Annotated in this window: 21 protein-coding genes; 12 read left to right on the top strand and 9 right to left on the bottom strand. The window is 70.7% G+C overall.

Translation table 11 applies throughout. The annotated features are described in order from the left end of the window. Positions 1-427: 427 nt before the first annotated feature. From V5F67_RS11330 to V5F67_RS11310, 5 genes are all read left to right on the top strand, one after another. Positions 428-1,153 (top strand): ABC transporter ATP-binding protein, encoded by a 726-nt coding sequence (locus V5F67_RS11330; protein WP_394017734.1) that lies wholly within the window; start codon positions 428-430, stop codon positions 1,151-1,153. Between the two features lie 11 nt (positions 1,154-1,164). Then, a complete protein-coding gene (locus V5F67_RS11325) occupies positions 1,165-2,019 on the top strand; it encodes an ABC transporter permease (protein ID WP_394017735.1) in 855 nt (284 codons plus the stop codon). A 29-nt stretch (positions 2,020-2,048) separates the two neighbouring features. Next, positions 2,049-3,083 (top strand): ABC transporter substrate-binding protein, encoded by a 1,035-nt coding sequence (locus V5F67_RS11320; protein ID WP_394017736.1) that lies wholly within the window; start codon positions 2,049-2,051, stop codon positions 3,081-3,083. A gap of 94 nt (positions 3,084-3,177) precedes the next feature. Beyond that, on the top strand, positions 3,178-4,191 hold the full coding sequence (locus V5F67_RS11315) for an ornithine cyclodeaminase family protein (protein ID WP_394017737.1): 1,014 nt from the start codon (positions 3,178-3,180) through the stop codon (positions 4,189-4,191). A 114-nt stretch (positions 4,192-4,305) separates the two neighbouring features. Then, complete coding sequence (locus V5F67_RS11310) at positions 4,306-5,688, top strand: UbiD family decarboxylase (protein WP_394017738.1); 1,383 nt, start codon at positions 4,306-4,308, stop codon at positions 5,686-5,688. 506 nt (positions 5,689-6,194) lie between these two features. Here the strand turns inward: V5F67_RS11310 and V5F67_RS11305 are convergent. Genes V5F67_RS11305 through hutI form a run of 5 tightly spaced genes read right to left on the bottom strand, consistent with a single transcriptional unit; the run spans position 6,195 to position 12,079 of the window. After that, positions 6,195-6,779, bottom strand: a complete 585-nt coding sequence (locus V5F67_RS11305; protein ID WP_394017826.1) for a HutD/Ves family protein — start codon at positions 6,777-6,779, stop codon at positions 6,195-6,197. A gap of 17 nt (positions 6,780-6,796) precedes the next feature. Next, the gene (hutU, locus tag V5F67_RS11300; protein ID WP_394017739.1) at positions 6,797-8,464 is read right to left on the bottom strand and encodes a urocanate hydratase; all 1,668 of its coding nucleotides are present in this window, start codon (positions 8,462-8,464) and stop codon (positions 6,797-6,799) included. A gap of 27 nt (positions 8,465-8,491) precedes the next feature. Further along, positions 8,492-9,352: an N-formylglutamate deformylase gene (gene hutG, locus V5F67_RS11295; RefSeq protein ID WP_394017740.1), complete on the bottom strand. Its 861-nt coding sequence runs from the start codon at positions 9,350-9,352 to the stop codon at positions 8,492-8,494. Beyond that, positions 9,324-10,859 carry a histidine ammonia-lyase gene (gene hutH / locus V5F67_RS11290; RefSeq protein ID WP_394017741.1) on the bottom strand — a complete coding sequence of 512 codons (1,536 nt, stop codon included), beginning with the start codon at positions 10,857-10,859 and terminating at the stop codon, positions 9,324-9,326. The genes hutG and hutH overlap by 29 nt, the downstream gene beginning before the upstream one ends. Next, positions 10,856-12,079 carry an imidazolonepropionase gene (gene hutI, locus V5F67_RS11285; protein WP_394017827.1) on the bottom strand — a complete coding sequence of 408 codons (1,224 nt, stop codon included), beginning with the start codon at positions 12,077-12,079 and terminating at the stop codon, positions 10,856-10,858. The genes hutH and hutI overlap by 4 nt, the downstream gene beginning before the upstream one ends. A gap of 225 nt (positions 12,080-12,304) precedes the next feature. On the opposite strand from hutI, the gene V5F67_RS11280 reads away from it, so the two are divergent. The 6 genes from V5F67_RS11280 to V5F67_RS11255 all read left to right on the top strand — a co-directional run bounded on the left by V5F67_RS11280 (position 12,305) and on the right by V5F67_RS11255 (position 19,279). Then, positions 12,305-13,678 carry a formimidoylglutamate deiminase gene (locus V5F67_RS11280; RefSeq protein WP_394017742.1) on the top strand — a complete coding sequence of 458 codons (1,374 nt, stop codon included), beginning with the start codon at positions 12,305-12,307 and terminating at the stop codon, positions 13,676-13,678. 23 nt (positions 13,679-13,701) lie between these two features. After that, positions 13,702-14,451 carry a histidine utilization transcriptional repressor HutC gene (hutC, locus tag V5F67_RS11275; RefSeq protein WP_394017828.1) on the top strand — a complete coding sequence of 250 codons (750 nt, stop codon included), beginning with the start codon at positions 13,702-13,704 and terminating at the stop codon, positions 14,449-14,451. Between the two features lie 263 nt (positions 14,452-14,714). After that, positions 14,715-16,889, top strand: a complete 2,175-nt coding sequence (locus V5F67_RS11270) for an acetate--CoA ligase family protein (protein ID WP_394017743.1) — start codon at positions 14,715-14,717, stop codon at positions 16,887-16,889. Next, entirely contained in the window at positions 16,886-17,875 is a 990-nt protein-coding gene (locus V5F67_RS11265; RefSeq protein WP_394017744.1) for an NADPH:quinone oxidoreductase family protein, read from the top strand. Before V5F67_RS11270 ends, V5F67_RS11265 begins: the two co-directional genes overlap by 4 nt. Further along, positions 17,872-18,678, top strand: a complete 807-nt coding sequence (locus tag V5F67_RS11260) for an enoyl-CoA hydratase/isomerase family protein (protein ID WP_394017745.1) — start codon at positions 17,872-17,874, stop codon at positions 18,676-18,678. The genes V5F67_RS11265 and V5F67_RS11260 overlap by 4 nt, the downstream gene beginning before the upstream one ends. A gap of 169 nt (positions 18,679-18,847) precedes the next feature. After that, complete coding sequence (locus V5F67_RS11255; RefSeq protein ID WP_394017746.1) at positions 18,848-19,279, top strand: Rieske (2Fe-2S) protein; 432 nt, start codon at positions 18,848-18,850, stop codon at positions 19,277-19,279. Positions 19,280-19,283: 4 nt separating this feature from the next. On the opposite strand, the gene V5F67_RS11250 is transcribed toward V5F67_RS11255, so the two are convergent. The 4 genes from V5F67_RS11250 to V5F67_RS11235 form a co-directional block, all read right to left on the bottom strand. After that, positions 19,284-19,976 carry a glutathione S-transferase C-terminal domain-containing protein gene (locus V5F67_RS11250; protein ID WP_394017747.1) on the bottom strand — a complete coding sequence of 231 codons (693 nt, stop codon included), beginning with the start codon at positions 19,974-19,976 and terminating at the stop codon, positions 19,284-19,286. A 260-nt stretch (positions 19,977-20,236) separates the two neighbouring features. Then, positions 20,237-20,371, bottom strand: a complete 135-nt coding sequence (locus V5F67_RS11245; protein WP_394017748.1) for a hypothetical protein — start codon at positions 20,369-20,371, stop codon at positions 20,237-20,239. Positions 20,372-20,650: 279 nt separating this feature from the next. Next, positions 20,651-24,379: a vitamin B12-dependent ribonucleotide reductase gene (locus V5F67_RS11240; protein WP_394017749.1), complete on the bottom strand. Its 3,729-nt coding sequence runs from the start codon at positions 24,377-24,379 to the stop codon at positions 20,651-20,653. A 435-nt stretch (positions 24,380-24,814) separates the two neighbouring features. Next, positions 24,815-25,726, bottom strand: a complete 912-nt coding sequence (locus tag V5F67_RS11235) for a LysR family transcriptional regulator (RefSeq protein ID WP_394017829.1) — start codon at positions 25,724-25,726, stop codon at positions 24,815-24,817. A 93-nt stretch (positions 25,727-25,819) separates the two neighbouring features. Between V5F67_RS11235 and V5F67_RS11230 the strand changes: the two genes are divergently transcribed. Continuing rightward, on the top strand, positions 25,820-26,539 hold the full coding sequence (locus V5F67_RS11230) for an SDR family oxidoreductase (RefSeq protein ID WP_394017750.1): 720 nt from the start codon (positions 25,820-25,822) through the stop codon (positions 26,537-26,539). Positions 26,540-26,632 lie beyond the last annotated feature (93 nt).

Below are 26,632 nucleotides of genomic sequence, written 5' to 3'. Positions count from 1 at the left end.
AGACGACTGGGGCGGCGCGCCATGCGCCGCCCTTTTTTCTTGGGCCTCCGCCGTCGCCCTCCGCCTCGACCGGAGGGCCCAGGGACCGCCCCACATCTCCAACGGCGGGAGATGGATGCTCCGGTCTGGCCGCAGCATGAGGGCGGGAACGACACGCCGCGGAGGCGCCCCCCACCCCTGCCCCGGCCGCCAGGGCGCGGTGTTCACGGGCGGGCGGATGCCGGCGCCTCCGAATGCGCCGCACTGCACCAATGCTCAATCCATAGGCAACGGGTTCCGGGCACGCCCATCTTTTGGACTTGCCTGATCCGTCGCCGAAATCATTATGTCTATACAAGATGTGGAGGGTGAGAACGCGGTGCGGGACTCCGTTCTGGCATTCGACGACATTCGGCAGGACTTCCCCGTCCCCGGTCGCGCGACGGCGATGCGCGTCCTCGACGGCATCAGCTTCGAGGTTCGCCCCGGCAAGTTCACCGCCGTGATCGGTCCCTCCGGCTGCGGCAAGAGCACCCTGCTGCAGATGGCCGCCGGCCTGCTCGCCCCCACCGGCGGCACGGTGCGCCATCGCGGACGCAAGGTGGAGGGCGTCAACCGCGAGGTCGGCTTCGTGCCGCAGCAGGCCCAGCTCTTCCCCTGGAAGACGCTGGCCGAGAACATCGAGCTGCCGCTTCTGCTGCGCGGCGTCGCCGCCGACGAGCGGCGCGAGCGGGTGGCGCAGGCGATCCGCTCCGTCGCCCTCGACGGCTTCGGCAACCACTATCCCAACCAGCTCTCCGGCGGCATGCAGAAGCGCGGCTCCATCGCCCGCACCCTGGTCTACCGGCCGGACGTGATCCTCATGGACGAGCCGTTCGGCGCCCTCGACGCCCAGACCCGCATGGTGATGCAGTCCGACCTCCAGGCGCTGTCCGCCGAGGTGGGGGCGACCGTGGTGTTCGTCACCCACGACATCACCGAGGCGATCCTTTTGGCCGACGACGTGGTGGTGCTGAGCCAGCGCCCCTCGCGCCTGCTCGCCCACATCCCGGTCGACCTGCCCCGCCCGCGCGACATGTTCGAGCCGTTCCGCAATGCCGGCTTCGACGCCGCCTACGAAACCGTCTGGGCGGCCTTCAGCTCCCAGGTCGCCGGCGCGCGCCGGCACCATTGAGGCGATCGACCATGAACGAGATCGCCGAACGCGCCCTTGACCATCCCGCCGGCAAGCCGGCGCCCGCGGGCGCGGCCTTCCGCGCGCGCCTCGCGGTGTGGGGCCAGCGCCTGCTGGTGCTCGCGCCGGGCATCGCCCTGATCGCCTTCTGGCAGTGGGCCTCGGGCCGCATCATCAAGGAGCTCTACGTCTCCAAGCCCACGGCGGTGGTGGAGCGGCTCTACGAGCTGTTCGCCTCGGGCGAGATCTACCCGCATCTGTGGATCACCGGCCAGGAGCTGGTGTTCGGCTATCTCATCGGCGTCGGCGCCGGCATCGTCGGCGGCTACGCGCTCGGCCGCTCGCCGCGCCTGTCGGCGATCTTCGAGCCCTATGTGATGGCGTTCTACGGCATCCCGAAGATCGCGCTGGCGCCGCTGTTCATCATCTGGTTCGGCATCGGCATGTGGTCGAAGGTGGCGCTGGCCGCCATCATGGTGTTCTTCCTCGTCTTCTACAACGTCTATTCGGGCGTGAAGAGCGTCGACCGGGAGCTCGTGAACCTCGCCAAGGTGATGGGGGCGAACGAGCGCCAGCTCACCACCCACGTCTACCTGCCCGCCGCCTCGCCCTACGTGGTGCTCGGCATGCGCATGGCGATCCCCTATTCGGTGATCGGCGTGATCGTCGGCGAGTTCACCTCCTCCATGCAGGGGCTCGGCCTGTTCATCCACGAGGCCTCGGCCACCTACGACCCGGCGGGCGTGTTCGCCGGCATCACCATCCTGCTCGCCTTCGTCATCACCGCCAATTTCCTCGCCGGGCGGCTGGAACGCCGCCTCCTGCGCTGGCGCACGCCCATGGGCGCGGCGCCCACCGACATCTGACATCCCCCAAGCTCGAACCGGAGGGCATCATGCGCGTGGTCCAGAAACTGGTTGCGGCCGCCGCCGTCGGCGCGTCGCTGTTCCTTGCTCCGACGCTTGCCGCTGCGCAGCAGACCGTGCGCATCGGCCAGGCCACCTCGGCGCTCTCCTTCATGCCGATCTGGGGCGCCCGCGCGCTCGACACCTTCGCGCCGAACGGGCTCTCGCTCACCATCGCGGTGGTGCCGGGCGGCGACCCGAACGCGCTCGCCGCGCTCGATTCCGGCGACATCGACTTCGCCGCCGTGGGCTCGGAGGCGGTGCTGCGCGCCGCCGCCAAGGGCCAGCCGTTCCAGATCGTCTCCTCGCTCATGTCGAAGGTGACGCTGGAGCTGGTGGTCTCCAAGGAGTTCCTGGAGAAGGCCGGCGTCAAGCCCACCGATCCGCTGCCGAAGCGGCTCGCGGCGCTCAAGGGCGCGCTGGTGGGCGTCTCCTCCATCGGCGGCGCGCAGGACACCGCCGCCCGCTGGCTCGCCGCCAAGGGCGGGCTCAACCCGAAGGACGACATCAAGGTCGCCCAGGTGGGCAACCCGCCGGCGCTGCTCGCCGCGCTCGAGAACAAGCGCATCGACGCCTTCGTGCTGTCCCCGCCCCAGGGCTTCCTGGCCGAGGCGTCGGGCGCCGGCGTGGTGCTGGTGAAGATGGGCGATGACTTCCCGGCGCTCGCCAACCTGCCCTTCCTGGTGCTGGTGGCGAAGAAGCCGGCGGACGAGAAGGCCACCGACCTCACCGTGCGCACCCTCAAGGCGCTGCGCGCCGCGAGCGCCGACCTGGTGGCCAAGCCCGAGCCCACCGCGCTCGCCATCCAGTCCAAGTTCTTCGCCAAGGCCTCGCCGGAGAGCATCGTCTCGGCGGTGAAGGCCATGGCGAGCGGCGTCGCCGACGGCGGCCGCCTCAACGCCGAGGGGTTCCAGAACCTGATCGCCTTCGCCAAGGAGGTCGGCACCGACCTCGGCAAGGACTACGACGCCAAGTCCATGGAGAACGACATCTGGACCAACGCCTTCATCGACAAGGCGAAGTGATCCGGCGCCTCGTCGCCCAGGCGATCCGAACCTTCAGCCACAAGCGGCGCCGGGCCATCCCGGCGCCGCAGCACAGAGACCCAAGAAGACGGCCATGAGCAGCCACCCTCCCATCTATATCGACTTCCTGAACGGCCCGGACATCGCCGCGCTCGGCATCACCGACGACGAGATCCTGACCGCCATCGAGAAGAGCCTCAAAGCCCAGGGCCTGGGCGAGACGGTGATCGAGCCGCGCGTCCATCTCCATCCGAACCCGGCGGTGGAAGGGCATTTCAACGTGCTGCGCGGCGCCATCGGCGGCGACGTGGACATCGCCGGCGTGAAGGTGGTGAGCGACTTCTACCTGAACTACGAGAAGGGCCTGCCCTCCGAGATGGCGGTGCTGACCCTCATGTCGCGCGACACCGGCATGCCGCGGGCCATCATCGAGGCCGGCGGCATCACCGACATGCGCACCGGCGCCATCACCGCCATGGGCGCCAAGTATCTCGCGCGCAAGAACTCCAAGATCCTCGGCCATATCGGCGCGCGCGGCTCCTCCTACTGGAACGTGCGCCTGCTGGACGCCCTGTTCGACTTCGACGAGATCCGCGTCCACTCGCGCCGGCCGGAGAGCTACAAGCCGTTCGCCGAGAAGCTGGAGCGCGACCTCGGCAAGAAGATCCGCGCCGTGGACACCTGGGAAGAGACGGTGCGCGGCGCCGACATCGTGGTGGAGGCCTCGCGCCTCACCAAGCCCGAGCCGCTCCTGAAGACCGAATGGATCAAGCCCGGCGCCCTGGTCGTGCCCTACGGCACCAAGAGCGCGGTGGAGCTCTCCCTCACCGACATCATGTCGAAACTGGTGGTGGACGACTGGGGCCAGTGCCGCGAGGGCGAATTGGGCTCGCTGCGCGCCCATGTGCGCGCCGGCAAGCTCTCGGAACAGACGCTGCACGCCGAGATGGGCCAGATCGTCGCCGGCCTGAAGCCGGGCCGCGAGAGCGACGACGAGACCATCCTGTTCTGGCACCGTGGCCTGTCCCTGTCCGACATCGCGCTCGGCCACGCCATGCTGGAGAAGGCGGCGCGCCTCGGCATCGGCCAGCGCCTGCGCTTCGCTTGAGGCGTGACGCCGGGCGTGTCTTGCCGTCATGGCCGGGCGTGACGCAGGGATGGCCCGGGCCATCCGTCGAAATTCCATGTCGGCGCGCGACGCCGCAACAAGAGAGCCGACCCCATGGACGCCCAGACCCTCTCCCGCCAGGACCTGCGCAGCTTCCTCGCCGCGTTCGAGGCCGCTCACCCGGACCAGATGCTGCGCGTCAAGGACGAGGTGGACCTCGACTACGACACCACCGCCATCGCCTTCGAGTTCGAGAAGCGCGGCAGCCCCATCCTCATCTTCGAGAACGTGAAGGGCTCGCGCTTCCCGGTGCTGATGAACGTGTTCGGCCACCGCAGCCGCTTCGCCGCGGCGCTGGGCGTGGCCGAGCCGGACCTCATCCAGGCCTGGTCGGCGGTGGACGCCTCCCCCATCAAGCCCGAGGTGGTGAAGAGCGGGCCGATCCTCGACGTGGTGCTGAAGGGTGACGACGTCGACCTGTCGTACCTGCCGATCATGCGCCATTTCCGCGAGGACGGCGGGCCCTACATCACCAACGCCATGTTCATCGCCAAGGACCCCGAGACCGGGGTGCGCAACGCCTCGTTCCACCGCATGCAGATGAACGGCAAGACCCGCTTCGGCACCTCGCTGCACTCGCGCCGGCATCTGTGGAACCTCGCCCGCAAGGCCTCCGCCATGGGCCTGAAGGAGATGCCGGTGGTGGTGGTGGTGGGCTGCCACCCGCTCATCACCTTCGGCGCCGGCCTCTGGAAGGGGCCGATCAGCGCCGACGAATACGAGATGGCCGGCGGCTTCCTCGGCGAGCCGCTGAAGGTGGTGGAAGGCGTCACCGGCCCGATCGAGATCCCCGCCTTCGCGGAAGTGGCCATCGAGGGCAAGCTGCTGCTGGACGCGGACGAGGACGAGGGCCCGTTCGGCGAGTTCACCGGCTATGCGTCGGAGCGCTCCACCCGCAACGCGGTGGAGGTGACGGGCATCCTGCACCGGCGCGACGCCTTCTATCAGAACATCGTCGCCGGCATCTCGGACGAGCACACGCTGCTGCTCGGCGTCTCCCAGGAGGCGCGGCAATTGAAGTCGCTGCGCGTGCACTATCCGAACGTGACGGCGGTGAGCTATCCGAAGTCCGGCACCTGCCTGCTGCACACCTACATCGCGGTGAAGAACCCCGCGCCCGGCGAGGCCGCCAACATCGCCGCCGCCGCCTTCGGCGACAACCTCTCGCTCAAGCTCGCGATCGTGGTGGACGACGACATCGACGTCTATGACGAGGAGCAGGTGATGTGGGCGGTGTGCACCCGCTTCCAGGCCAACGAGGACATGGAGCTGATCCGCAACGGCATGGGGGCGATCCTCGATCCCTCCAACCGCAACGGTGCCACGGCGAAGCTCACCATCGACGCCACCTGCAAGAAGCGCCCCTACGCGCGGCGCCACTCGCTGCCGGACGACGTGAAGGAGAAGGCCCGGGCGCTGGTGGCGAAGCTGGCGTGAGGCCGGAGGGGCTGCTGCGGCGGCGCCCACGCCATACGCAGTCGCCCCATCGCTGCCAGCGCCCCTTCCCCGCCGTCTCCCCTATCACCGCCGTCGCCCCTCTCCCTGCCGTCTCCCCTTTCACCACCGTCGCCCCTCTCCCTGCCGTTGCCCCTTTCCCGCCGTCGCCCTCCGGCTTGACCGGAGGGCCCATGGCCTGGGCCGCGTAGCCAGCGGAAAGGATGGATGCTCCGGTCAAGCCGGAGCATGATGGTGGTTTGGGCGGATGCGGCGGACGTTTTCCGGCGGCCTGCCGCGCTGCCGGTGCCCCTTCCCCGCCGTGTCCCCTTTCACCACCGTCGCCCCCCTCCCTGCCGTCGCCTCTTTCCCCGCCGTCGCCCTCCGGCTTGACCGGAGGGACCATCGTGCGGCGGGGCGCAACGCCGGGAACCCGCGTGGATGCTCCGGTCAAGCCGGAGCATGACGGTGCTGAGAAAAGGAATTGGAAGCACGGGATCGCCCCCGGATCAGGCCGGGACGATCTCCACCACATGGAGGCGGCAGGCTTCCCCGGACGGGACGAGCATCGCCGCGGCATCCGACACCAGCGCCGCATCGCCCGCGCCGAGCGGGATGCCGTCGCCCGCCCCTTCGAGCCGCACGTCTGCCGTTCCCGCCGCCACGAAGGCCAGCGCGAACGCACCCTCGCCGGCCTCAAGGCGCGCCGCCCCCGTCCCCTCCCACCGCCGCACCTTGTGGGCGAAGCGCCCGCGGCGGGTCATGATGTTGAGGTCGGTCACCGGCCCGCCGAGCGGCGCCCCCGCCACCTGGACATCGGCCGGGAAGGCGTAGGGCGCCGACGCTCCGTCAAGGCGCACCTCGGCGCCGTCGGCGAAGTCGAGAACCAGGCCCGCGCCGGCGAGCACGCACAGCGTGCGCTCCACGCCCGGAAACAGCGAGAACGGCCCGGCCCCCGCCACCACCGCCGAGCTCACGCGCCAGCCGAAATCGCCGAGCCCCGCGCCCTCGGGGAAGCAGGCGATCTCCACCGTCACTCCGCCGCCGTTCTTCCACGGCATGCGCCGGCAGTCGGCGGCGCGGATGATGCGCAGGGCGTCCGCCACCGCCCTCAGCCCAGGATGCCGGGAAGGTCGAGCTGCCGCTCGCGGGCGCAGGCGAGCGCCTCCTCGTAGCCCGCGTCCGCGTGGCGCATGACGCCGGTGGCGGGGTCGTTCCACAGCACCCGCTCCAGGCGCCGCGCCGCCTCGGGCGTGCCGTCGGCGACGATCACCATGCCGGCATGCTGGCTGAAGCCCATGCCCACGCCGCCGCCGTGGTGCAGCGACACCCAGGTGGCGCCGGAGGCGCAGTTGAGCAGCGCGTTGAGCAGCGGCCAGTCGGACACCGCGTCCGAGCCGTCGCGCATGGCCTCGGTCTCGCGGTTGGGCGAGGCGACCGAGCCGGAATCCAGATGGTCGCGGCCGATCACCACCGGCGCCTTCAACTCGCCCTTCGCCACCATCTCGTTGAAGGCGAGGCCGAGCCGGTGGCGGTCGCCGAGCCCCACCCAGCAGATGCGCGCCGGCAGGCCCTGGAAGCGGATGCGCTCGCGCGCCATGTCGAGCCAGTGGTGCAGGTGGCGGTTGTCCGGCAGCAGCTCCTTCACCTTGGCGTCGGTGCGGTAGATGTCCTGCGGATCGCCGGAGAGCGCGGCCCAGCGGAACGGGCCGATGCCGCGGCAGAACAGCGGGCGGATATAGGCCGGCACGAAGCCGGGGAAGGAGAAGGCGTCCGCCACCCCCTCCTCCAGCGCCATCTGGCGGATGTTGTTGCCGTAGTCCACCACCGGCACGCTTTGCTTCCAGAAGTCGAGCATGGCGCGCACGTGGGTCGCCATGGAGGCGCGGGCGGCCTTCTCCACCGCCTTGGGATCGGCGGCGCGCTTCTGCTCCCACTGCGCCAGCGTCCAGCCCTTCGGCAGGTAGCCGTTGACGGGATCGTGGGCGGAGGTCTGATCGGTGACGGCGTCCGGCCGGATGCCGCGCCGCACCAGCTCCGGCAGCACCTCGGCGGCGTTGCCCAGCAGCGCGACGGAGAGCGGCTTCTTGTCGGCGCAGGATTTTTCGATCAGCGCCAGCGCCGCGTCGAGGTCGCTCGCCAGCACGTCCACGTAGCCGGTCTTCAGCCGCATCTCGATGCGGCTCGGCTGGCACTCGACGGCGAGGCAGCTGGCGCCCGCCATCACCGCCGCCAGCGGCTGCGCGCCGCCCATGCCGCCGAGTCCGGCGGTGAGGATCCAGCGGCCGGAGAGGTCGCCGCCATAATGGCGCCGGCCCATCTCCACGAAGGTCTCGTAGGTGCCCTGCACGATGCCCTGGGTGCCGATATAGATCCAGGAGCCGGCCGTCATCTGGCCGTACATCATCAGGCCCTTCTTATCGAGGGCGTTGAAGTGGTCCCAGTTGGCCCAGTGGGGCACGAGGTTGGAGTTGGCGATCAGCACCCGCGGCGCGTCGGCATGGGTGCGGAACACGCCCACCGGCTTGCCGGACTGCACCAGCAGCGTCTCGTCGGCCTCCAGGCGCTTCAGGGCCGAGGCGATGCGGTCGAAGCTCTCCCAGTCGCGGGCGGCGCGGCCGATGCCGCCATAGACCACCAGCTCGCCCGGCTTCTCGGCCACCTCGGCGTCGAGATTGTTCATGAGCATGCGCAGCGGCGCCTCGGTGAGCCAGCTCTTTGCGGAGAGGTCGGCCCCGCGCGGGGCGCGGATGCGGCGCTCATTGTCGATGCGGGTCATGGAGGGAAGTTCCTGCTGCGATGAGGGTCAGGCCCGCGCCCGCGCGAAGGCGAGGCAGGCTTCGAGGATCTGGGTGAGGCTCGCGCGCACCGGCGCGGCATAGGCCGGGTCGTAGGGCGTCGGCCAGGCGTCGTCGGCGACGAAGCCGAGCGGCTCGCTCATGTAGGCGCGGCAGGCGAGCTCCATCTGCACCGCGTGCACGCCCTCGGCGGGGCGTCCGTACTGGCGGGTGATGTAGCCGCCGGTGAAGCGCCCGTTCAGCACATAAGGCCGCCCGGTGCCGGCGCAGATGTCACGCACGGTGGCCTCAAGCTCGGGGTCGCAGCTCGCCCCCTTGTTGGTGCCGATGTTGAACTCCGGCAGCGTGCCCTCGAACAGGCGCGGGATCACCGAGCGGATGGAGTGGCAGTCATAGAGCGCGATCACGCCGTGGCGCGCCTTCGCCGCCGCGATCTCGGCCGCGAGCACGCGATGGTAGGGCTCGAAATAGGCCGCCTTGCGGGCGGCGATGGCGGCGGCGTCGGGGGCGCGGCCTTCCAGGTACAGCGGCTCGCCGTCGAAGGTGGTGGTGGGGCACAGCTCCGTGGTCTGCTGACCGGGATAGAGCGAGACGCCGGAGGGGTCGCGGTTGACGTCGATCACGGTGCGCGAGATCGACGTGCGCACCACGGTGGCGCCGAGGCCGGCGGCGAAGTCGTAGAGCAGGTGGATCCACCAGTCCGCATCCTTGATGGCGCGCTCGAGCGACACGAGGTCGGGCAGGAATTCATCGGGAATGTCGGTGCCGGTGTGCGGCAGGCTCACCACCAGGGGGGCGGTGCCGCGCGTCACGCTGATCCAGTCGGGATGGGGGGTCACGTCAGTCTCCGCAGATGAAGGGCAGCGCATCCGCCCCCGCCGCATCGGCGAGCGCGCCGGAGCGGACGAGGCCGGCGGCGGCCGCGATGTCGGGATGGAAATAGCGGTCCTCGCCCAGCGTCGGCACGGCGGCGCGCAGAAGCGCGCGCACCTTCTCGAGGCACGGGCTGGAGGCGAGGCCCGAATGGAAGTCGCAGCCCTGGGCGGCGGCCAGAAGCTCGATGGCGACCACCGACACCACGTTCTGCGCCATGGGCGAAAGGCGCCGCGCGCCGTGGGCCGCCATGGAGACGTGATCCTCCTGGTTGGCGGAGGTGGGGATGGAATCGACGCTCGCCGGATAGGCCCGCTGCTTGTTCTCCGAGACCAGGGCCGCCGCCGTCACCTGCGGGATCATGAAGCCGGAATTCAGCCCCGGGCTCGGGGTCAGGAACGCCGGCAGCCCGGACAGCGCCGGGTCCACCAGCATGGCGATGCGCCGCTCGGCGAGCGAGCCGATCTCGCACAGGGCGAGCGCGATCTGGTCGGCGGCGAACGCCACCGGCTCGGCGTGGAAGTTGCCGCCCGAGAGCGCCTCGCCGGTCTCGGCGAAGATCAGCGGATTGTCGGAGACGCCGTTGGCCTCGATCTCCAGCGTCCCGGCCGCCTGGCGCAGCAGGTCGAGCGCGGCGCCCATCACCTGCGGCTGGCAGCGCAGGCAATAGGGGTCCTGCACCCGCTCGTCGCCGACGAGGTGCGAGGCGCGGATCGCCGAGCCCGCCATGAGCGCGAGCAGCGCCTGCGCGGTCTCGACCTGTCCGCGATGGCGGCGCAAGGCATGGATGCGCGGATCGAACGGCGCGTCCGAGCCGCGCGCGGCGTCGGTCGCGAGCGCGCCCGTCACCAGCGCCGCGCGGAAGGCGGTCTCGGTCGCGAACAGGCCGGCGAGCGCGCAGGCGGTGGAGAATTGCGTGCCGTTGAGGAGCGCCAGGCCCTCCTTGGGGCCGAGCTCCAGCGGCGCGAGCCCGGCGCGCGCCAGCGCCTCGGCCGCCGGCACGCGTGCGCCTTCCACCAGGAATTCGCCCACGCCGATCATGGCCGCCGCCATGTGCGCCAGCGGCGCGAGGTCGCCGGAAGCGCCCACGGAGCCCTGCGCCGGCACCACCGGGATCAGCCCGCGCGCGACCATCGCGCCCATGAAGGCGAGCGTTTCCGGCCGGATGCCCGACGCCCCCTGGGCGAGGCTCGCCATCTTCAGCGCCAGCATCAGGCGCACGGTGTCGGCCGGCATGGCCTCGCCGACGCCGGCGGCGTGGGAGAGCACGATGTTGCGCTGGAGGCGCGCGAGGTCGGCGGCGGCGATGCGCACGCTGGCGAGCTTGCCGAAGCCGGTATTGATGCCGTAGACCGGCGCCCCTTCGGCGACGATGGCGGCCACCGCCCGCGCCCCGGCCGCCACCGTGTCCGCGCAGGCGGGATCGAGCGCGAAGGCGGCGCCGGAATGGATGGCTCGCCACGCCGAGAGCGGCACCGCGCCGGGCGTCAGGACAAGGCTCATCGGCCGCTCCATATGCGCGCGTGGAGCGGGTTCAGCCCCATGCGGTAGACCAGCTCCGCCGGCCGCTCCACGTCCCAGATGGCGAGGTCGCAGGCCTTGCCGGCCTCCAGCGTGCCGGTGCGGTCCAGCATGCCGAGCGCCCGCGCGGCCTCGCGCGTGACCCCGGCGAGGCATTCGGCGACGGTGAGGCGGAACAGGGTCGCGCCCATGTTCATGGTCATGAGCAGCGAGGTCAGCGGCGAGGTGCCGGGATTGCAGTCGGTGGCGAGCGCCATGGGCACGCCGGCGGCGCGGAAGAGGTCCACCGGCGGCGCCTTGGTCTCGCGGATGAAGTAGTAGGCGCCGGGCAGCAGCACCGCGGCCGTGCCGGCCTGCGCCATGGCGGCGACGCCGGCCGCGTCGGTGTGCTCCAGGTGATCGGCCGAGAGCGCGCCGAAGCGGGCGGCGAGCGCGGCGCCGTGAAGGTTCGAGAGCTGGTCGGCATGCAGCTTCACCGGCAGGCCGAGGGCCTTTGCCGCCGTGAACACCCGCGCCACCTGCTCGGGCGAGAAGGCGATGCCCTCGCAGAAGGCGTCCACCGCGTCCGCCAGTCCCTCGCGGGCGATGGCGGGCAGCATCTCGCCCACCAGGCGGCCGATATAGGCGTCCTTGTCGCCGGCGGCCTCCGGAGGCAGCGCGTGGGCGCCGAGGAAGGTGGTGGTGACGGTGATGGGCCGCGCCTTGGCGAGCGCGCGGGCGGCGCGAAGCTGGCGCAGTTCGGCGTCCAGCTCCAGGCCGTAGCCGGACTTGATCTCGATGGTGGTGACGCCCTCGGCGATCAGCGCGTCGAGCCGCGGCAGGGCGCTGGCGACGAGGTCCGCCTCCGACGCCGCGCGGGTGGCGCGCATGGTGGAGACGATGCCGCCGCCGGCGCGCGCGATCTCCTCGTAGGGCACGCCGGCGAGGCGCTTCTCGAACTCGTCCGCCCGGTCGCCGCCGAAGACGAGATGGGTGTGGCAATCGATGAGGCCCGGGGTGATCCAGCGGCCCTCGCAGTCTTCGACCTGGGGCGCGTCGAGATCGGGTGCCTCGCCCGCCGGGCCGGCATAGAGGATGCGGCCGTCGCGGGCGGCGACGAGGCCGTCCTCCACCATGCCGAGGTCGGAGCGGCCGCCCGCCATCGTGGCGAGGCGGGCCTTGCGCCAGATGCGATCGCAGCGGATCGCCGGCCCTTTGGGCATCACGCCTAGCCTCCCGTTCGAGCCGCAAGCGACGTCGGAGCCTCTTGAACCTGACGCTGCCGGGCTCCCTCTCCCGCTTGCGGAGGAGGGTTCTAGGTCGCGCAAGGCACCGCAGCCGGTTCACATGCAGCCGCGTTCTGAATCGGATTGGCGACGCCGCCAATAATGTATATACATAAATGCGCGCCTTCGCGCTTGTCCAGCCCCGCGTGAGCCCGAGCATCGATGCCGTCCGCCTCTTCCCGCAGCCTGTGGTTCTCCTGCGCCCTGCTGCCCGGCGGCTGGGCCGAGCGGGTGCGGCTGCGCCTGGAGGGCGGGGCCATCGCCACCGTCGAGGCGAACGCCGATCCCCAGGCCGGGGACGAGCGGCACGGCCCGCTCCTGCCCGGCCTGCCGAACCTGCACAGCCATGCCTTCCAGCGCGCCATGGCGGGCCGCGCCGAGGTGCGCGGCCCCGGAGCCGACAGCTTCTGGACCTGGCGCGAGGCCATGTACCGCTTCGTCGACCGCATGGAGCCGGACGACGTGGAGGCGGTGGCCGCCCTCGCCTTCATGGAGATGCTGGAGGCGGGCTTCACCCGCGTCGGCGAGTTCCACTATCTCCATCACGCCCCGGACGGCGCGGCCTATGCCGACCGGGGAGAGCTCTCCCACCGCATCGCCGCCGCCGCCGCGCGCACCGGCATCGCGCTGACGCTGCTGCCGGTGTTCTATGCCCATTCCGGCTTCGGCGGCCTGCCGCCCGGGCCGGGCCAGCGGCGCTTCGTCAACGGCCTCGGCGGCTTCGCCGCGCTCCTGGAATCCGCCCGCCGCGCGGTGGCGCCGCTGGAGGGTGGTGTCGTCGGCATCGCCCCCCACAGCCTCAGGGCCGCCACCGCCGAGGAGATCGCCGCCCTCCTCCCGCTGGCGCAAGGCGGGCCGGTCCACATCCATGTGGCCGAGCAAATGAAGGAGGTGGAGGACTGCCTCGCCTTCTGCGGCGCCCGCCCGGTGGAGCATCTGCTCGACATCGCGCCCGTGGACCAAGGCTGGTGCCTGATCCACGCCACCCACATGACCGCCGCCGAGACGGCGCGCCTTGCCGCCAGCGGCGCCGTGGCGGGGCTGTGCCCCATCACCGAGGCCAATCTCGGCGACGGCCTGTTTCCGGCGCCGGACTTCCTGGCCCAAGGCGGGCGCTTCGGCGTCGGCACCGATTCCAACGTGCTGGTGGACGCGGCGGAAGAGCTGCGCACGCTCGAATACGGCCAGCGCCTCATCCACCGCGCCCGCAACGTGCTCGCCGCTGGCGCCGGCGGCTCCACCGGACGCGCTTTGTTCGCGGGCGCGCTCGCGGGCGGCGCGCAGGCGCTCGCCGCCCCGGCGGCCGGCCTCTCGGCCGGCGCGCCGGCGGATCTCGTCACCCTCGACGCCGCCCACCCGGCGCTCGCGGCCCGCGCGGGGGACGCGCTGCTCGACGGCCTCATCTTCGCGGCGCGCGGCGGCGCGGTTGACGGCGTCTGGCGCGCCGGGCGCAAATGTGTGACCAACGGCGTCCACCACGAGCGCGATGCGATCCGCGGCGCCTTTGCCCGCACCATGGAGAAACTGCTGGCGTGAGCGAGGCTGCGGACATCGACGGCGTGGCGGAAGGCGAGGGCGAGGGCAAGAGCGCCCTCACCCTCAACCGGCGCATCCGCGCCGACATCGAGGCCAAGATCCTCTCCGGCGAATGGGGGCCGGGCCACCGCATCCCCTACGAGCACGAGCTGATGACGCAATACGGCTGCGCCCGCATGACCGTGAACAAGGTGGTGTCCGAGCTGGCCGCCGCCGGCCTGATCGAGCGGCGCCGGCGCGCCGGCTCGTTCGTCGCCGCCCCGCGCATCCAGTCGGCGATCCTCACGATTCCCGACATCGAGGCCGAGGTGACGGCCCGCGGCGAGGCCTATCGCTACGAGCTCCTGCGCCTGGAGCGACGCGCCGCCGCCCGGTCGGCGCCGGCGGAATGGGCGCTCTCCCCGCGCGGCCGGGTGCTGGAGATCGAGTGCCGCCACATGGCCGGCAGCCGCCCGTTCGCGCTCGAGCACCGGCTCGTCAATCTCTCCGCCGTGCCGGAAGCGGAGGCGGTGGACTTCGCGCGGCAGGCCCCCGGCTCCTGGCTGGTGGGCCACGTGCCCTGGACCGCCGCCGAGCACAAGATCGCGGCGGTGAACGCGGTGCCGGAGATGGCGAAGCTGCTCGACATCCCCGACGGCAGCGCCTGCCTCGAACTCGTGCGCCGCACCTGGCGCGGCGACGAGAACATCACCCTCGTGCGCCAGACCTTCCGCGGCGACCTGTTCGATCTCGTCGCCCGCTTCACCCCCGCCCAGGCTCCGAACGGGGGCTGAGGCGCCGCGCGGCGGGCGACCTGGACTGACAAGCGCGGGATTTGAGCCGGTCCCGGCGCGCGTCCCGGTGTCCTATCCATGTCCTCACGCCGCCCGGGCCGCCTCGGACCCATCGCGGCCGCCTTGACAGCGATTTTAATTCAAATGTATTAAATACCCATGCGACCCGTCCGGCATCTTGCCCGCCGGCGTCCCAACAAGAATGATCGGGCGCCCGCCCGAGAAACCGAAACGCCATATTTCACAACGCCCGAGGTCGAGGCATGTCCCTTCCGCGAGCCGCCGCGCCGGCCGAGCCCGTTTCCGTGCCGCAGCCGGCACCGATGATCGACACCTCCTCGCTGAAGCCGCTGCTGGAGCCGCGCTCGGTCGCCATCGTCGGCGCCTCCACGGTGCCGGGCAAGATCGGCGCGGTCCCGGTCGCCATGCTGCGGGAATACGCGTTTCCGGGCGATGTGTTCCCGGTCAATCCCAAGGCGGAGGAGGTGTTCGGCTACAAGGCGGTGCCGGACATCGCCGCCATCCCCTCCGCCATCGACCTCGCCGTGATCGCCATCCCGGCACCGGGAGTCCTGGCGGCGCTCGACGCCTGCGCCGACAAGGGCGCGAAGGCGGCGGTGGTGTTCTCCTCCGGCTTCGCCGAGGTGAGCGAGGAGGGCCGCGCCGCCCAGCAGCAGCTCGCCGAGCGCGCCCGCGCCCGCGGCCTGCGCATCATCGGCCCCAACGCCCTCGGCGTCGCCAATATCGATGCCGGCCTGGTGGCCAGCTTCTGCCCGTTCTTCAAGCCCCGCTTCGCCCCGGGCGGGGCGGTGGGCCTCGTCAGCCAGTCCGGCGCCTTCGGCGGCTACGTGGCGAACCTCGCCCAGGACCGGGGCCTGTCCTTCACCAAGTGGATCACCACCGGAAACGAGGCCGACATCGAGGTCGCGGACGGCATCGCCTACCTCGCGCAGGACGACGCCACCCGCGTGATCCTGGTCTACATGGAAGGCGCCCGCAACGGCGCCCGCCTGGTCCAGGCGCTGGAGATGGCCCGCGCCGCCGGCAAGCCGGTGGTGGTGCTGAAGGTGGGCCGCACGGCGGTCGGCGCCGAGGCCGCCGCCTCGCACACCGCCTCGCTCGCCGGCGCCGACGCGGTCTACGACGCGGTGATCGCCCAGTGCGGCGCCTATCGCGCCTCCAGCATCGCCGAGTGGTTCGACCTCGGCTACGCCTTCGCCTTCGGCAAGGCGCCGAAGAACAACGCCATCGCCCTCGTCACCGTCTCCGGCGGCGTCGGCGTGATGATGGCCGACGAGGCGGAGACCGGCGGGCTCGACACCGTCCCGCTCAGCGCCGCCGCCCAGGACCGCATCCGGCAGATCGTGCCCTTCGCCGGCGCCCGCAACCCGGTGGACGTGACCGGGCAGATGCTGGGCGACCTCGCCGGCTTCGAGCAGATGGTGGAGGTGGTGCTGGCCGAGCATCCGTTCGGCTCCATCGTCGGCTTCAATGCCGGCGCCGGCCACAAGGAGGAGAACGGCTTCCGCATCCAGAAGGTCTGGGAGACCGTGCGCGCGCGCCATCCGGACGCTTATATCGCCATCTCAGGCGCCACCCCGCCGGCGGTGCAGCGGGCCTACGAGGCGGCCGGCTGCCTCGTCTTCACCGCGCCCGACACGGCAGTGGCCACCGCCGCCCGCATGGCCCGCCTCTCCGCCCGCCTCGCGGACGCCCCCTCCCCCCTTGAGGCGCCCGGCGCGCCGGCCGACATCCCGGCGCGGGCGCTCAACGAGCACGAGGCGCTCGATCTCCTGAAGGCCGCCGGCCTGCCGGCGCCGGACGTGCGCGTCGCCAAGACGCCGGACGAGGCCGCCCGCGCGGCCGAAGAGATCGGCTTTCCGGTGGTGGTGAAGATCCTTTCCGCCGACATCCTCCACAAGTCGGACATCGGCGGCGTCGCCCTCAATCTCGGCACGCCCGAGGCGGTGAAGGAGGCGGCCGCGGCGGTGCTGGCGCGCGCCCGCGCCGCCGCGCCCGAAGCGCGCATCGACGGCGTGCTCATCGCCCCCATGATGCCGAAGGGCGGCGTCGAGACCATCCTCGGCGTCACCGTGGACCCGGTGTTCGGCCCCATGGTGATGTTCGGCCTCGGCGGCGTGCTGGTGGAGGTCATGGGCGACGTCGCCCTGCGCCGCGCGCCGTTCGGCCTCAAGGAGGCGCGCGCCATGATCGGCGAGATCCGCGGCGCCAAGGTGCTCGCCGGGGCGCGCGGCGCCCCGCCCGCCGACACCGGGGCGCTCGCCGCGGCTCTGGTCGCGCTCTCGCGCTTCGCAGCCGCCAATGCGGACCGGATCGAGAGCATCGACGTGAACCCCTTCCTCGTGTTTCCCGAAGGCAAGGGCGCGGTGGCGCTCGACGCCGTCATCGTCCCCGCCGCCGGAAAGGCTGCCCCATGAGCACGCCCGACACCATGGACGCTCTGGTCTGCGCGGCCCACGGCGAGCCCTCGGGACTTGCTGTCGCCCCGGCCCCTGTGCCGGTGCCGAAGAAGGGGCAGGTGCTGATCGCGGTGGAGGCGGCGGGCATCTCCTATGTGGACGTGCTGATGGCGCGCAACGCGCACCAGAACAAGCACGAGGTGCCCTTCTCCCCCGGCATGGAGGTGGCGGGACGCATCGCCGCCCTCGGCCCGGACACCGCCGGCTTCACGCTCGGCCAGAGCGTGGCGGCGCTGGTCTATGACGGCGGCCATGCCCCCTTCGTCGCCGCGAGCGTGAGCGAGACCTTCGCCTTGCCCGAGGGCTGCGACCCGGTGCGCACGGCGGGGCTGCTCTCGGTCGCTCTCACCGCCGACCTCGCGCTCGTGGAGCGCGCGCGCCTTGAGCCGGGCGAGAGCGTGCTGGTGGGCGGGGCGGCCGGCGGGGTCGGCATCTGCGCGGTCCAGTTCGCCCGGCACATGGGCGCCCGCGTCATCGCCGCCACCAGCTCCGAGGAGCGCAACGCGGTGGCCATGACCGCCGGCGCCCATGCGGCCCTCACCTATGGCGAAGCGTTCCGCGAGCGGTTCCAGGCGCTGAACGACGGGCGCGACGCGGACGTGATCGTCGATCCCGTGGGCGGCGTCTTCGCGGACGGCGCGGCGAACCTCCTGGACTGGGACGGGCGCTACGTGGTGATCGGCTTCGCCGGCGGCGCGGTGCCGAGCTTCGCGGCGAACCGGCTGCTGGTGAAGAACCGCGCCGTGCTCGGCATGGTGCTCGGCTATTATCGCTGGCAGAAGCCGCAAGTGCTTGCTAAATCAGCGGAACGGGTTCTGTCGGCGATCGCCGCCGGGGCCCTCGACGGGCCGCTCACCATCGTGGACGGCCTCGGCGCGGTGCCCGGGATTCTCGGCCGCATCGCCGCCCGCCAGCAGCTGGGAAAGGCCGTGGTGCGCCTATGACGACGACCGGGACGACCACCGAGGAGCCGGCCAACGCGCTGGTGCTCGCCGAGCGGCGCGGCGCCGTGCTCCTGCTCACCCTCAACGAGCCGAAGCGCCGTAACGCGCTCTCCCTCGGCCTGCGCGGGGCGCTGCACGACCGCCTCGCCGAAGGCATGGAGGATGCCGGCGTGCGCGCCATCGTCGTCACCGGGGCGGGCGGCAGCTTCTGCGCCGGCGGCGACATCTCCATCATGAAGCCGGGCGAGGGCATCGCCAGCCGCGACCGGGTGGAGCGGCTGCAGCGCATCACGCGCCTGCTGGTGGGCGGGCCGAAGGTGGTGGTGGCGGCGGTGGAAGGCCACGCTGCGGGCGCCGGCCTCGGGCTCGCGGCGGCGTGCGACATCGTCGTCGCCGCCGAGACCGCGCAGTTCGTCAGCGCCTTCGGCCGCATCGGCCTGATGCCGGACATGGGGGCGCTCTGGACCCTGCCCTGGCGCATGGGTCCGGCGCCGACCCGGCGCATGGTGTTCCTGGGCCAATCCCTCTCCGGAACGGAAGCGGCGCAGGCGGGCCTTGCCGACATCGCCTGCCCGGCCGGCGCGGCGCTGGAGGTGGCGCTGGCGCGGGCGCAGGAGATCGCCAGCGGCCCGACGCGCGCCTTCGGCCTGGCGAAATCCATGCTGGCGCGCCATCCGGCCTCGCTCGACGCCGCCTTGCGCGCGGAGGCGGACGGCCAGGGACTGCTCTTCACCTCGGAGGACTTCGCCGAGGGGCAGAAGGCCTTCTTCGAGAAGCGCGCGCCCGTCTTCAAGGGCGCCTGACGGCGCCCGCCGGACCCGCTGTCGCGATCACGACACCGGGCACGCGCCGACGCGCCGAAAGCGCCGCCGAGGCATGCAACGACGCCGCTGGCGCGCATATTGCCTGATGCCCTTGGCAGGGCGGCCCGCCGTGCCGGCGGCCGCGCCCCTGCCGGAAAGGGCATGCGCCATGACCGAACTCTTCGCCATCTGCTCCACCTGGGAGGTGGACGACGGCAGCGCGCGCGGCTTCGTGCTGGCGAAGCGCGACGAAGCCGGCGGCATCGTGCGCTGGCCCATCCTCGTCACCCGCAAGGGCAACAATTTCTACGGCTTCGAGAATGCCTGCCCGCACGAGGGCTCGCGGCTCGACAGCGGCTTTCCGGGCGAGTTCCTGGACGAGGAGGGCAACTTCCTCACCTGCGGCAAGCATAACGCGCAGTTCGACCTCGACACCGGCCACTGCTTCATCGGCCCCTGCCAGGGCAAGGCGCTGACGGCGATCCCGCTGATCATCGACGACGGTGACGTCTGCCTGACCGGCGTCGACCTCGCCGACGAGGACGGCATGGACATCGACGACCCGAACGCGGTGCCGGAGGTGATGATCACAGGGGATTGAGGGGTCAGAGCGAGACGGCGGCGTGGATGGCGCGGCAATGGCGGACGAGGTTCTCGTGCGCGTCCACGAACGCCTTCAGGGGCGTCGGGATGTTGTAGAAGAAGATGTTGGCGATGAAGCCGTAGATGGCGGCGTCCAGGCTGGTGGGCGTGGGGCCGAACACGAAGCCCTCCGCCGGCATGAGGTTCGCCAGCACGCCGAGATCCTTCAGGCCGCGCGCATAGGCGCCCGGCGGATCGTAGCGGCCGATGCCCTGGTAGTGGTAGCGCTTGGCGTTGAACTCCTTGGCGGCGAGGAGATCATCATCCGTGAGGCGCGGATGCTCGCGCTTGAGCGCCGCGGCGAACAGCGGCCAGAAGGCCTCGTCCTTCCAGCGCGAATAGGACATGACCCAATAAAGATCATCGAGCAGCCGCAGGACGAAGAGCGCCGTGTCGCGCTGGGCGGGGGTAAGGCCGTCGTCCAGCGTCACGCCATACTTGCGCTTCACATGGGCGATGATGGCCTCGCTGTCGCCGATGGTCTCGCCGTCGTCGGTGGCAAAAGGCAGCTGGGCGCGCGGGGCCTGGGAGGCGTCGAACAGGTGCTCGTGGATGAAGGGCACGCCGGCGAGCTTCAGGAAGGCATAGACCTTCAGCCCGTAGCCGTTGTTGTCGGCAACGCCGAAGAGGGAGGGATAGGAATAGAGGGTGAGCATGGGGGGCTTTTGCTCCGAGCGGTCGCGGCGGAGGATGCCCGCGCCGGGCGGGGAAGCGCAAGGACCTAGGATTGCAGGCGGGTCCGCATAAAGCGAGAGCCGGCCGCGCTCCCTCTCCCGCTCGCGGGGGAGGGTTGGGGAGGGGGCAAGGCGGCGACGACGTTCCCAGCGGGGGGCATGGTTGAGAGGTCTTCCCCCTCCCTGCCCTCCCCCGCAAGCGGGAGAGGGTTCGGCCTTGCTCCAGGCCCGACGTGCGGATGTCAGCCTGATCCACCGCCAGCTTGCGCCAGCATCTGGAGCGCGCGACGTCGCCGCGCCATGATGCGGCGCGCGACCTCCATCTGCTCATGCAATTCTTTTTCTTTATCGTCCATACGATCCATGAGGTCGTTCACACTTCATTCCCAGGCGGCTTTTTCTGCCCATTTCGACGCAACATCTCTGATCCATTCACGTCGACGATGGAGACCGCCAACGCAAAGGAGCCGAGAACTCAAAGTGCCAGAATGCCAGATGTTATTGAGGCGATCGATAATTCTCTGCTCAATGGCAACAGCCTGCCGATGCTTTGCTGCGGCCGAACGCCGTTCAGAACAAGACATATCGGACCACTCCAAAATGTTCTTCATTTGTTCGCACAAAGACAACCCATCAGAGATGGGTTGTCAAGGGTCTCAGCTACAGCCGGTCGTCCCGCCGCACGTATCGCACTTCAGGCACGTCCCGTTCCTCACCAAGGTGAAGTTCATGCACTCAGGGCAGGCCTCGCCCTCATAGCCCTTGGCGCGGGCTTCCGCCCTCGCCTCGGCCTTGCGGGCGGAGGCGGACCAGGGGAGAGACTTCTCCATCAGGCTCTCCACCGCCGCCTCGATCTCCTCCGGCTCGGGAGCGGGCTGCACCAGCTCGGCGGTCTCGCCCTTCAGCGCCGTCGCCCCGTCGGTCCAGGCGCGCAGGACCGTGACGTTGTCGCCCGCCCCGCGCGGCTCGCCGCCCTGCGGGCCGGCGGCCAGCAGGCTCACGGTCTTGCCGCGCACCAGGCCCTTGGAGACCACGCGCGCCGCCGGGTTGGCGGGCGCCTTGCCCTCGTCAACGCCCTTGCCGAGGGCGTCGAAGCCGGTCTCGGTCAGGTCCACATGGCCGAGATCGCTGCGGCCGAGATAGCTCACCGCCAGCTCGCGGAACACGTAGTCGAGCATGGAGGTGGCGTACTTGATGGTGTCGTTGCCCTGCACCGGGCCCGCCGGCTCGAAGCGGGTGAAGGTGAAGGCGTCCACATACTCCTCCAGCGGCACGCCGTACTGGAGGCCCAGCGAGATGGCGATGGCGAAGTTATTGAGCAGCGAGCGGAGCGCCGCGCCCTCCTTGTGCATGTCGATGAAGATCTCGCCGAGGCGGCCGTCATCGTACTCGCCGGTGCGCAGGTAGACCTTGTGGCCGCCCACCACCGCCTTCTGGGTGTAGCCCTTGCGGCGGTCGGGCATCTTCTCGCGCTCGCGCACGCGGTGCTCGACGATGCGCTCCACCACCCGCTCGACGATCTTCTCGGTGACGGCGGCGGCGCGCGCCGCGTTGGGCTGGGCGACCAGCGCCTCGACCTGGTCGTCCTCCTCCTCGTCGTCCGCCACCAGCTGGGCGTTGAGCGGCTGGGAGAGCTTCGAGCCGTCGCGGTAGAGCGCGTTGGCCTTCAGCGCCAGGCGCCAGGAGAGCAGGTAGGCCTGCTTGCAGTCGTCGACGCTCGCCTCGTTGGGCATGTTGATGGTCTTGGAGATGGCGCCCGAGATGAAGGGCTGCGCCGCCGCCATCATGTGGATGTGGCTTTCCACCGAGAGATAGCGCTTGCCGATGCGCCCGCACGGCGAGGCGCAGTCGAACACCGGCAGATGCTCGCGCTTCAGGTGCGGGGCGCCCTCGAGGGTCATAGCGCCGCAGATGTGGACGTTCGCGGCCTCGATCTCGGCCTTGGAGAAGCCGAGGAAGGCGAGCAGGTCGAACTTCGGGTTCGCCAGCTCCTCCGCCGGCACCTTGAGCGCCGAGGCCAGGAATTCCTCGCCGAAGGTCCAGCGGTTGAAGGCGAACTTGATGTCGAAGGCGGTCTTCACCGCAGCCTCGGCCTTCTGGATCGCCGCATCGTCGAAGCCCTTGGCGCGCAGGGTCGAATGGTTGATGCCGGGCGCCTGGGCGAGCGAGCCGTGGCCCACCGCATAGGCCTCGATCTCGGCGATCTCCGCCTCGCCGTAGCCGAGCGCGCGCAGCGCCTCGGGCACGGCGCGGTTGATGATCTTGAAGTAGCCGCCGCCGGCCAGCTTCTTGAACTTCACCAGCGCGAAGTCGGGCTCGATGCCGGTGGTGTCGCAGTCCATCACCAGGCCGATGGTGCCGGTGGGGGCGATCACCGAGACCTGGGCATTGCGGTAGCCGTGCGCCTCGCCGAGCGCCAGCGCCTTGTCCCACGCCGCGGTGGCGGCGGCGATCAGGCGCGCATCCGGGCAGGAGGCGTGATCGAGCGGCACCGGCGCGACGGACAGCGCCTCGTAGCCGTCGGCGAGGCCGTGGGCGGCGCGGCGGTGGTTGCGGATCACGCGCAGCATGGTCTCGGCATTGGCGCCGTGGGCCGGGAACGGCCCCAGCTCCTTCGCCATCTCGGCGGAGGTGGCGTAGCACACGCCGGTCATGATAGCCGAGAGCGCGCCGCAGATGGCGCGGCCCTCAGGCGAGTCGTAGGCAATGCCGGACGACATCAGCAGGCCGCCGATGTTCGCGTAGCCGAGGCCGAGGGTGCGGTATTCGTAGGACAGTTCGGCGATGCGGCGCGAGGGGAACTGCGCCATCAGCACCGAGATTTCCAGCACCACGGTCCAAAGGCGCACCGCGTGCTCGTAGCTCGCCACGTCGAACTGCTTGTTCGCGTCCCTGAACTGGAGAAGGTTCAGCGAGGCGAGGTTGCAGGCCGTGTCGTCCAGGAACATGTATTCCGAGCACGGGTTGGAGGCCCGGATCTCGCCGCCCGCCGGGCAGGTGTGCCAGTCGTTCACGGTGGTGTGGAACTGGATGCCGGGGTCGGCGCAGTGCCAGGCGGCCGAGCCGATCTTCTCCCACAGGTCGCGCGCCTTGACGGTCTTCGCCAGCTTGCCGTCGGTGCGGCGGATCAGGTTCCAGTCCGCGTCCGCCTCCACCGCGCGCAGGAAGTCGTCGGTGACGCGCACGGAATTGTTGGAGTTCTGGCCGGCGACCGTGATGTAGGCCTCGCCATCCCAGTCGGTGTCGTAGATGGAAACGTCGATGTCCTTGTAGCCCTGGCGGGCATACTGGATCACGCGGCGGATGGCGGCATCGGCGATAGCCACCTTGCGGGCGGCCTTGATCTCGCGCTTCAGCGCCGGGTTCTTCTCCGGATCGAAGCAGGCGTCGCCCTCCCCCTCGCAGTTCACGCAGGCCTTCATGATGGCCTTGAGGTGCTTGGCGTTGAGCTTGGAGCCGGTGACGAGGGCGGAGACCTTCTGCTCCTCGATCACCTTCCAGTCGACATAGTTCTCGATGTCCGGATGGTCGGCGTCCACCACCACCATCTTGGCGGCCCGGCGGGTGGTGCCGCCGGACTTGATGGCGCCCGCCGCGCGGTCGCCGATCTTCAGGAAGCTCATGAGGCCGGACGAGCGCCCGCCGCCGGAGAGCTTCTCGCCCTCGCCGCGCAGCGCCGAGAAGTTGGAGCCGGTGCCGGAGCCGTACTTGAACAGGCGCGCCTCGCGCACCCACAGGTCCATGATGCCGCCCTCGTTCACGAGGTCGTCGCCCACCGACTGGATGAAGCAGGCGTGCGGCTGCGGATGCTCATAGGCCGAGGTGGAGGCCTGAAGCTCGCCGGTCTTGTAGTCCACGTAGAAGTGGCCCTGGCCCGGCCCGTCGATGCCATAGGCCCAGTGCAGGCCGGTGTTGAACCACTGCGGCGAGTTGGGCGCGGCCATCTGCATGGCGAGCATGTAGCGGTGCTCGTCATAGAAGGCCTGGGCGTCGGCCTCGGTGTCGAAATAGCCGCCCTTCCAGCCCCAGTAGGTCCAGGTGCCGGCGAGCCGGTCGAAGACCTGCTTGGCGGAGGTCTCGCCGACGAGGCGCTCCTTCTCCGGCAGCGCGGCAAGCGCCGCCTCGTCGGGCACCTGGCGCCAGAGGAAGGAGGGAACGGAATTCTCCTCCACCTTCTTGAGGCGCGCGGGCACGCCGGCCTTGCGGAAATACTTCTGGGCGAGGATGTCGGAGGCCACCTGCGAGAACTGCGCGGGCACCTCGATGCCCTCCTGGCGGAACACCACCGATCCGTCGGGATTCCTGATCTCGCTCACGGTCTCGCGGAACGGGATGTCCGCGTAGGGGGAACGACCCTCTTGCGTGTAGCGGCGTTCGACGCGCATGACCGGTGCTCCTTCGGCTCGGCCCCCGCACGGGACGAGCAGTCTAGCAAGTGAATGTGGCAGCCGCGATGAGGCTGCGGCGTGACGGGACTGCGGGTACGGCGCCGCGCGCCGTCCCGGGATAAGGACCGCAGTATTTGGAAGAACGGGGCTCCTCTCCCGGCCTTCGGCCGATCGGGAATGCCCGCCGCTCAGGAGATGGACGCTAGAGCGAGTCTCCGCCTTCCGTCAAACACTGTTTCGCCTTGATCTGGGGTGCGAAAGTGCCACCACCCACTATATATGGTGCGCGCTCGCCCATTAATAAACCCCTAACGGCCTTGGCTTTGCGGCCGTTCCCGGCTCCATGACGCCGCGATCACGGCCTATGGGAGGGCGCGGGATCTTCACCATCATCCACAGCTTGGGGACGGCGGCGGCCGCGGCCGCCGGGCGTCAGGAGACGCCGCCCGCGGCGATGCTCGCCACCACGAAGTCGAGGAAGGCGCGCACCTTGGCCGGCGGCTGATGGCGCGAAGGGTAGTAGGCGTAGAGCGGAAAGCGCTCATCGGCCCAGTCGGTCAGCACCAGTTCCAGGGCGCCGGAGGCGAAGACCTCCTCCATGCCGATGGCCATGGGCTGGAACAGGCCCTGCCCCGCGATCGCCGCGGCCACGGCGCTGGCGGAATCGTTGACCAGGAGCCGCCCCGACGCCTTGGCGACGAACACTTCGCCGGAACGGTGGAACTCCCATGGAAACGGTCGGCCGGTCGCCGAATCGCGGAACATCAGGCATTCGTGTTGCTCCAGATCGCGCGGATGGCGCGGCCGCCCGTGGCGGTCGAGATAAGCCGGCGCCGCGCACGTGACGATCTGAGTCTCCAGCAGCTTGCGCACGATCAGCCCGGATGGCTCAGGCTCGCCGAATCGCACCGCCACGTCGATCCCCTCCCCGACCAGATCACCGAGGCCGTCGCGCACCATCAGCTCGACGGCGAGCGCCGGATGGGCGGCCAGGAAAGCCGGCAGGCGCGGAGCGAGGACCAAGCGCGAGAACCAAGGGTCCACATTGACCCTGAGGCGTCCACGCACGGTGCCGCGCGCCGCGCCGGCCTCGCTCGCCGCCTCCTCCACCGCGGCGAGCAGCGGCGCCACCTGGGCGTGGAAACGCCGGCCCTCGTCGGTCAGCGTCACGGCACGGGGCGTGCGCTCGAACAGGCGGATGCCGAGCCGCGCCTCGAGCCGTGCCACCGCCCGGCTCACCCCCGAGGCGGTGAGCCCGAGCGCCGCGCCCGCGCGCACGAAATTTCCGGTCTCCACCACCGCCACGAGCACGCCGATGCCGCTCAGCAGACGTCCATCCATGATGATTTCTCGTCATCTTTTAGCGGACAAAGATGCGCTGTATGCATGGCAATGCGCAAGGGACACTGCCTCCACCAAGCAACGAGGAGCAGTGTCATGGACCTTCAGGACAAGCATGTGGTCGTTCTCGGCGGCAGCTCGGGCATCGGCCTTTCCACCGCCAGGGCCGCCGCCGCCCAGGGCGCGCGCGTCACCATCGCATCAAGCCGCCGCGCCCGCGTCGAGGCGGCGCTTGCGGAGCTGCCGGCCGGCAGCGCAGGTGTGACCGTCGACCTCGCCGACGAGGCGGCGGTGGCCGCCTTCTTCGCCGGGCTCGGCAGCCTCGACCATCTGGTCTACACCGCCGGGGAGACCCTGAAGCTCGGCCCGCTCGCCGAGACCGACCTCGACGCCGCGCGGGGCTTCTTCACGCTGCGCTATTTCGGCGCCCTCGCGGCAGCCAAGCATGCGGCACCGCGCATCGCTGCCGGCGGCTCCATCGTCTTCACGTCCGGCATCGCCGGTGCGCGCCCGCTTGCCGGCTGGTCGGTGGCGGCCAGCATCTGCTCGGCCATGGAGGCGCTGACCCGCGCGCTGGCGGTGGAGCTCGCGCCCATCCGCGTCAACATCGTCTCGCCGGGCGTGGTGCGCACGGCGCTGTGGCACGCCATGGGGGAGGCCGAGCGCGAGGCGCTCTACAGCGCCACCGCCGCCGCTTTGCCGGTCGGCCACGTGGGCGCGGCGGATGAGATCGCGCCAGCCTATCTCTATGCCATGCGCCAGACCTACGGCACGGGACAGACCATCGTCGTCGACGGCGGCGCGACGCTGGTGTGAGGCGCCCGCCGGGCCACCCCATGCGCGCGCGGCATGCGAGGCATGCGGCTCGGCCGCCGATCCCCGTCTGGCCCCCTTGCGCGCAATAATCTA

The organism is Xanthobacter pseudotagetidis (assembly GCF_043194795.2).
Classification (GTDB): domain Bacteria; phylum Pseudomonadota; class Alphaproteobacteria; order Rhizobiales; family Xanthobacteraceae; genus Xanthobacter; species Xanthobacter tagetidis_A.
The sequence above is the reverse complement of the archived record's forward strand: the minus strand, read 5'-3'. Positions and strand labels throughout refer to the sequence as shown.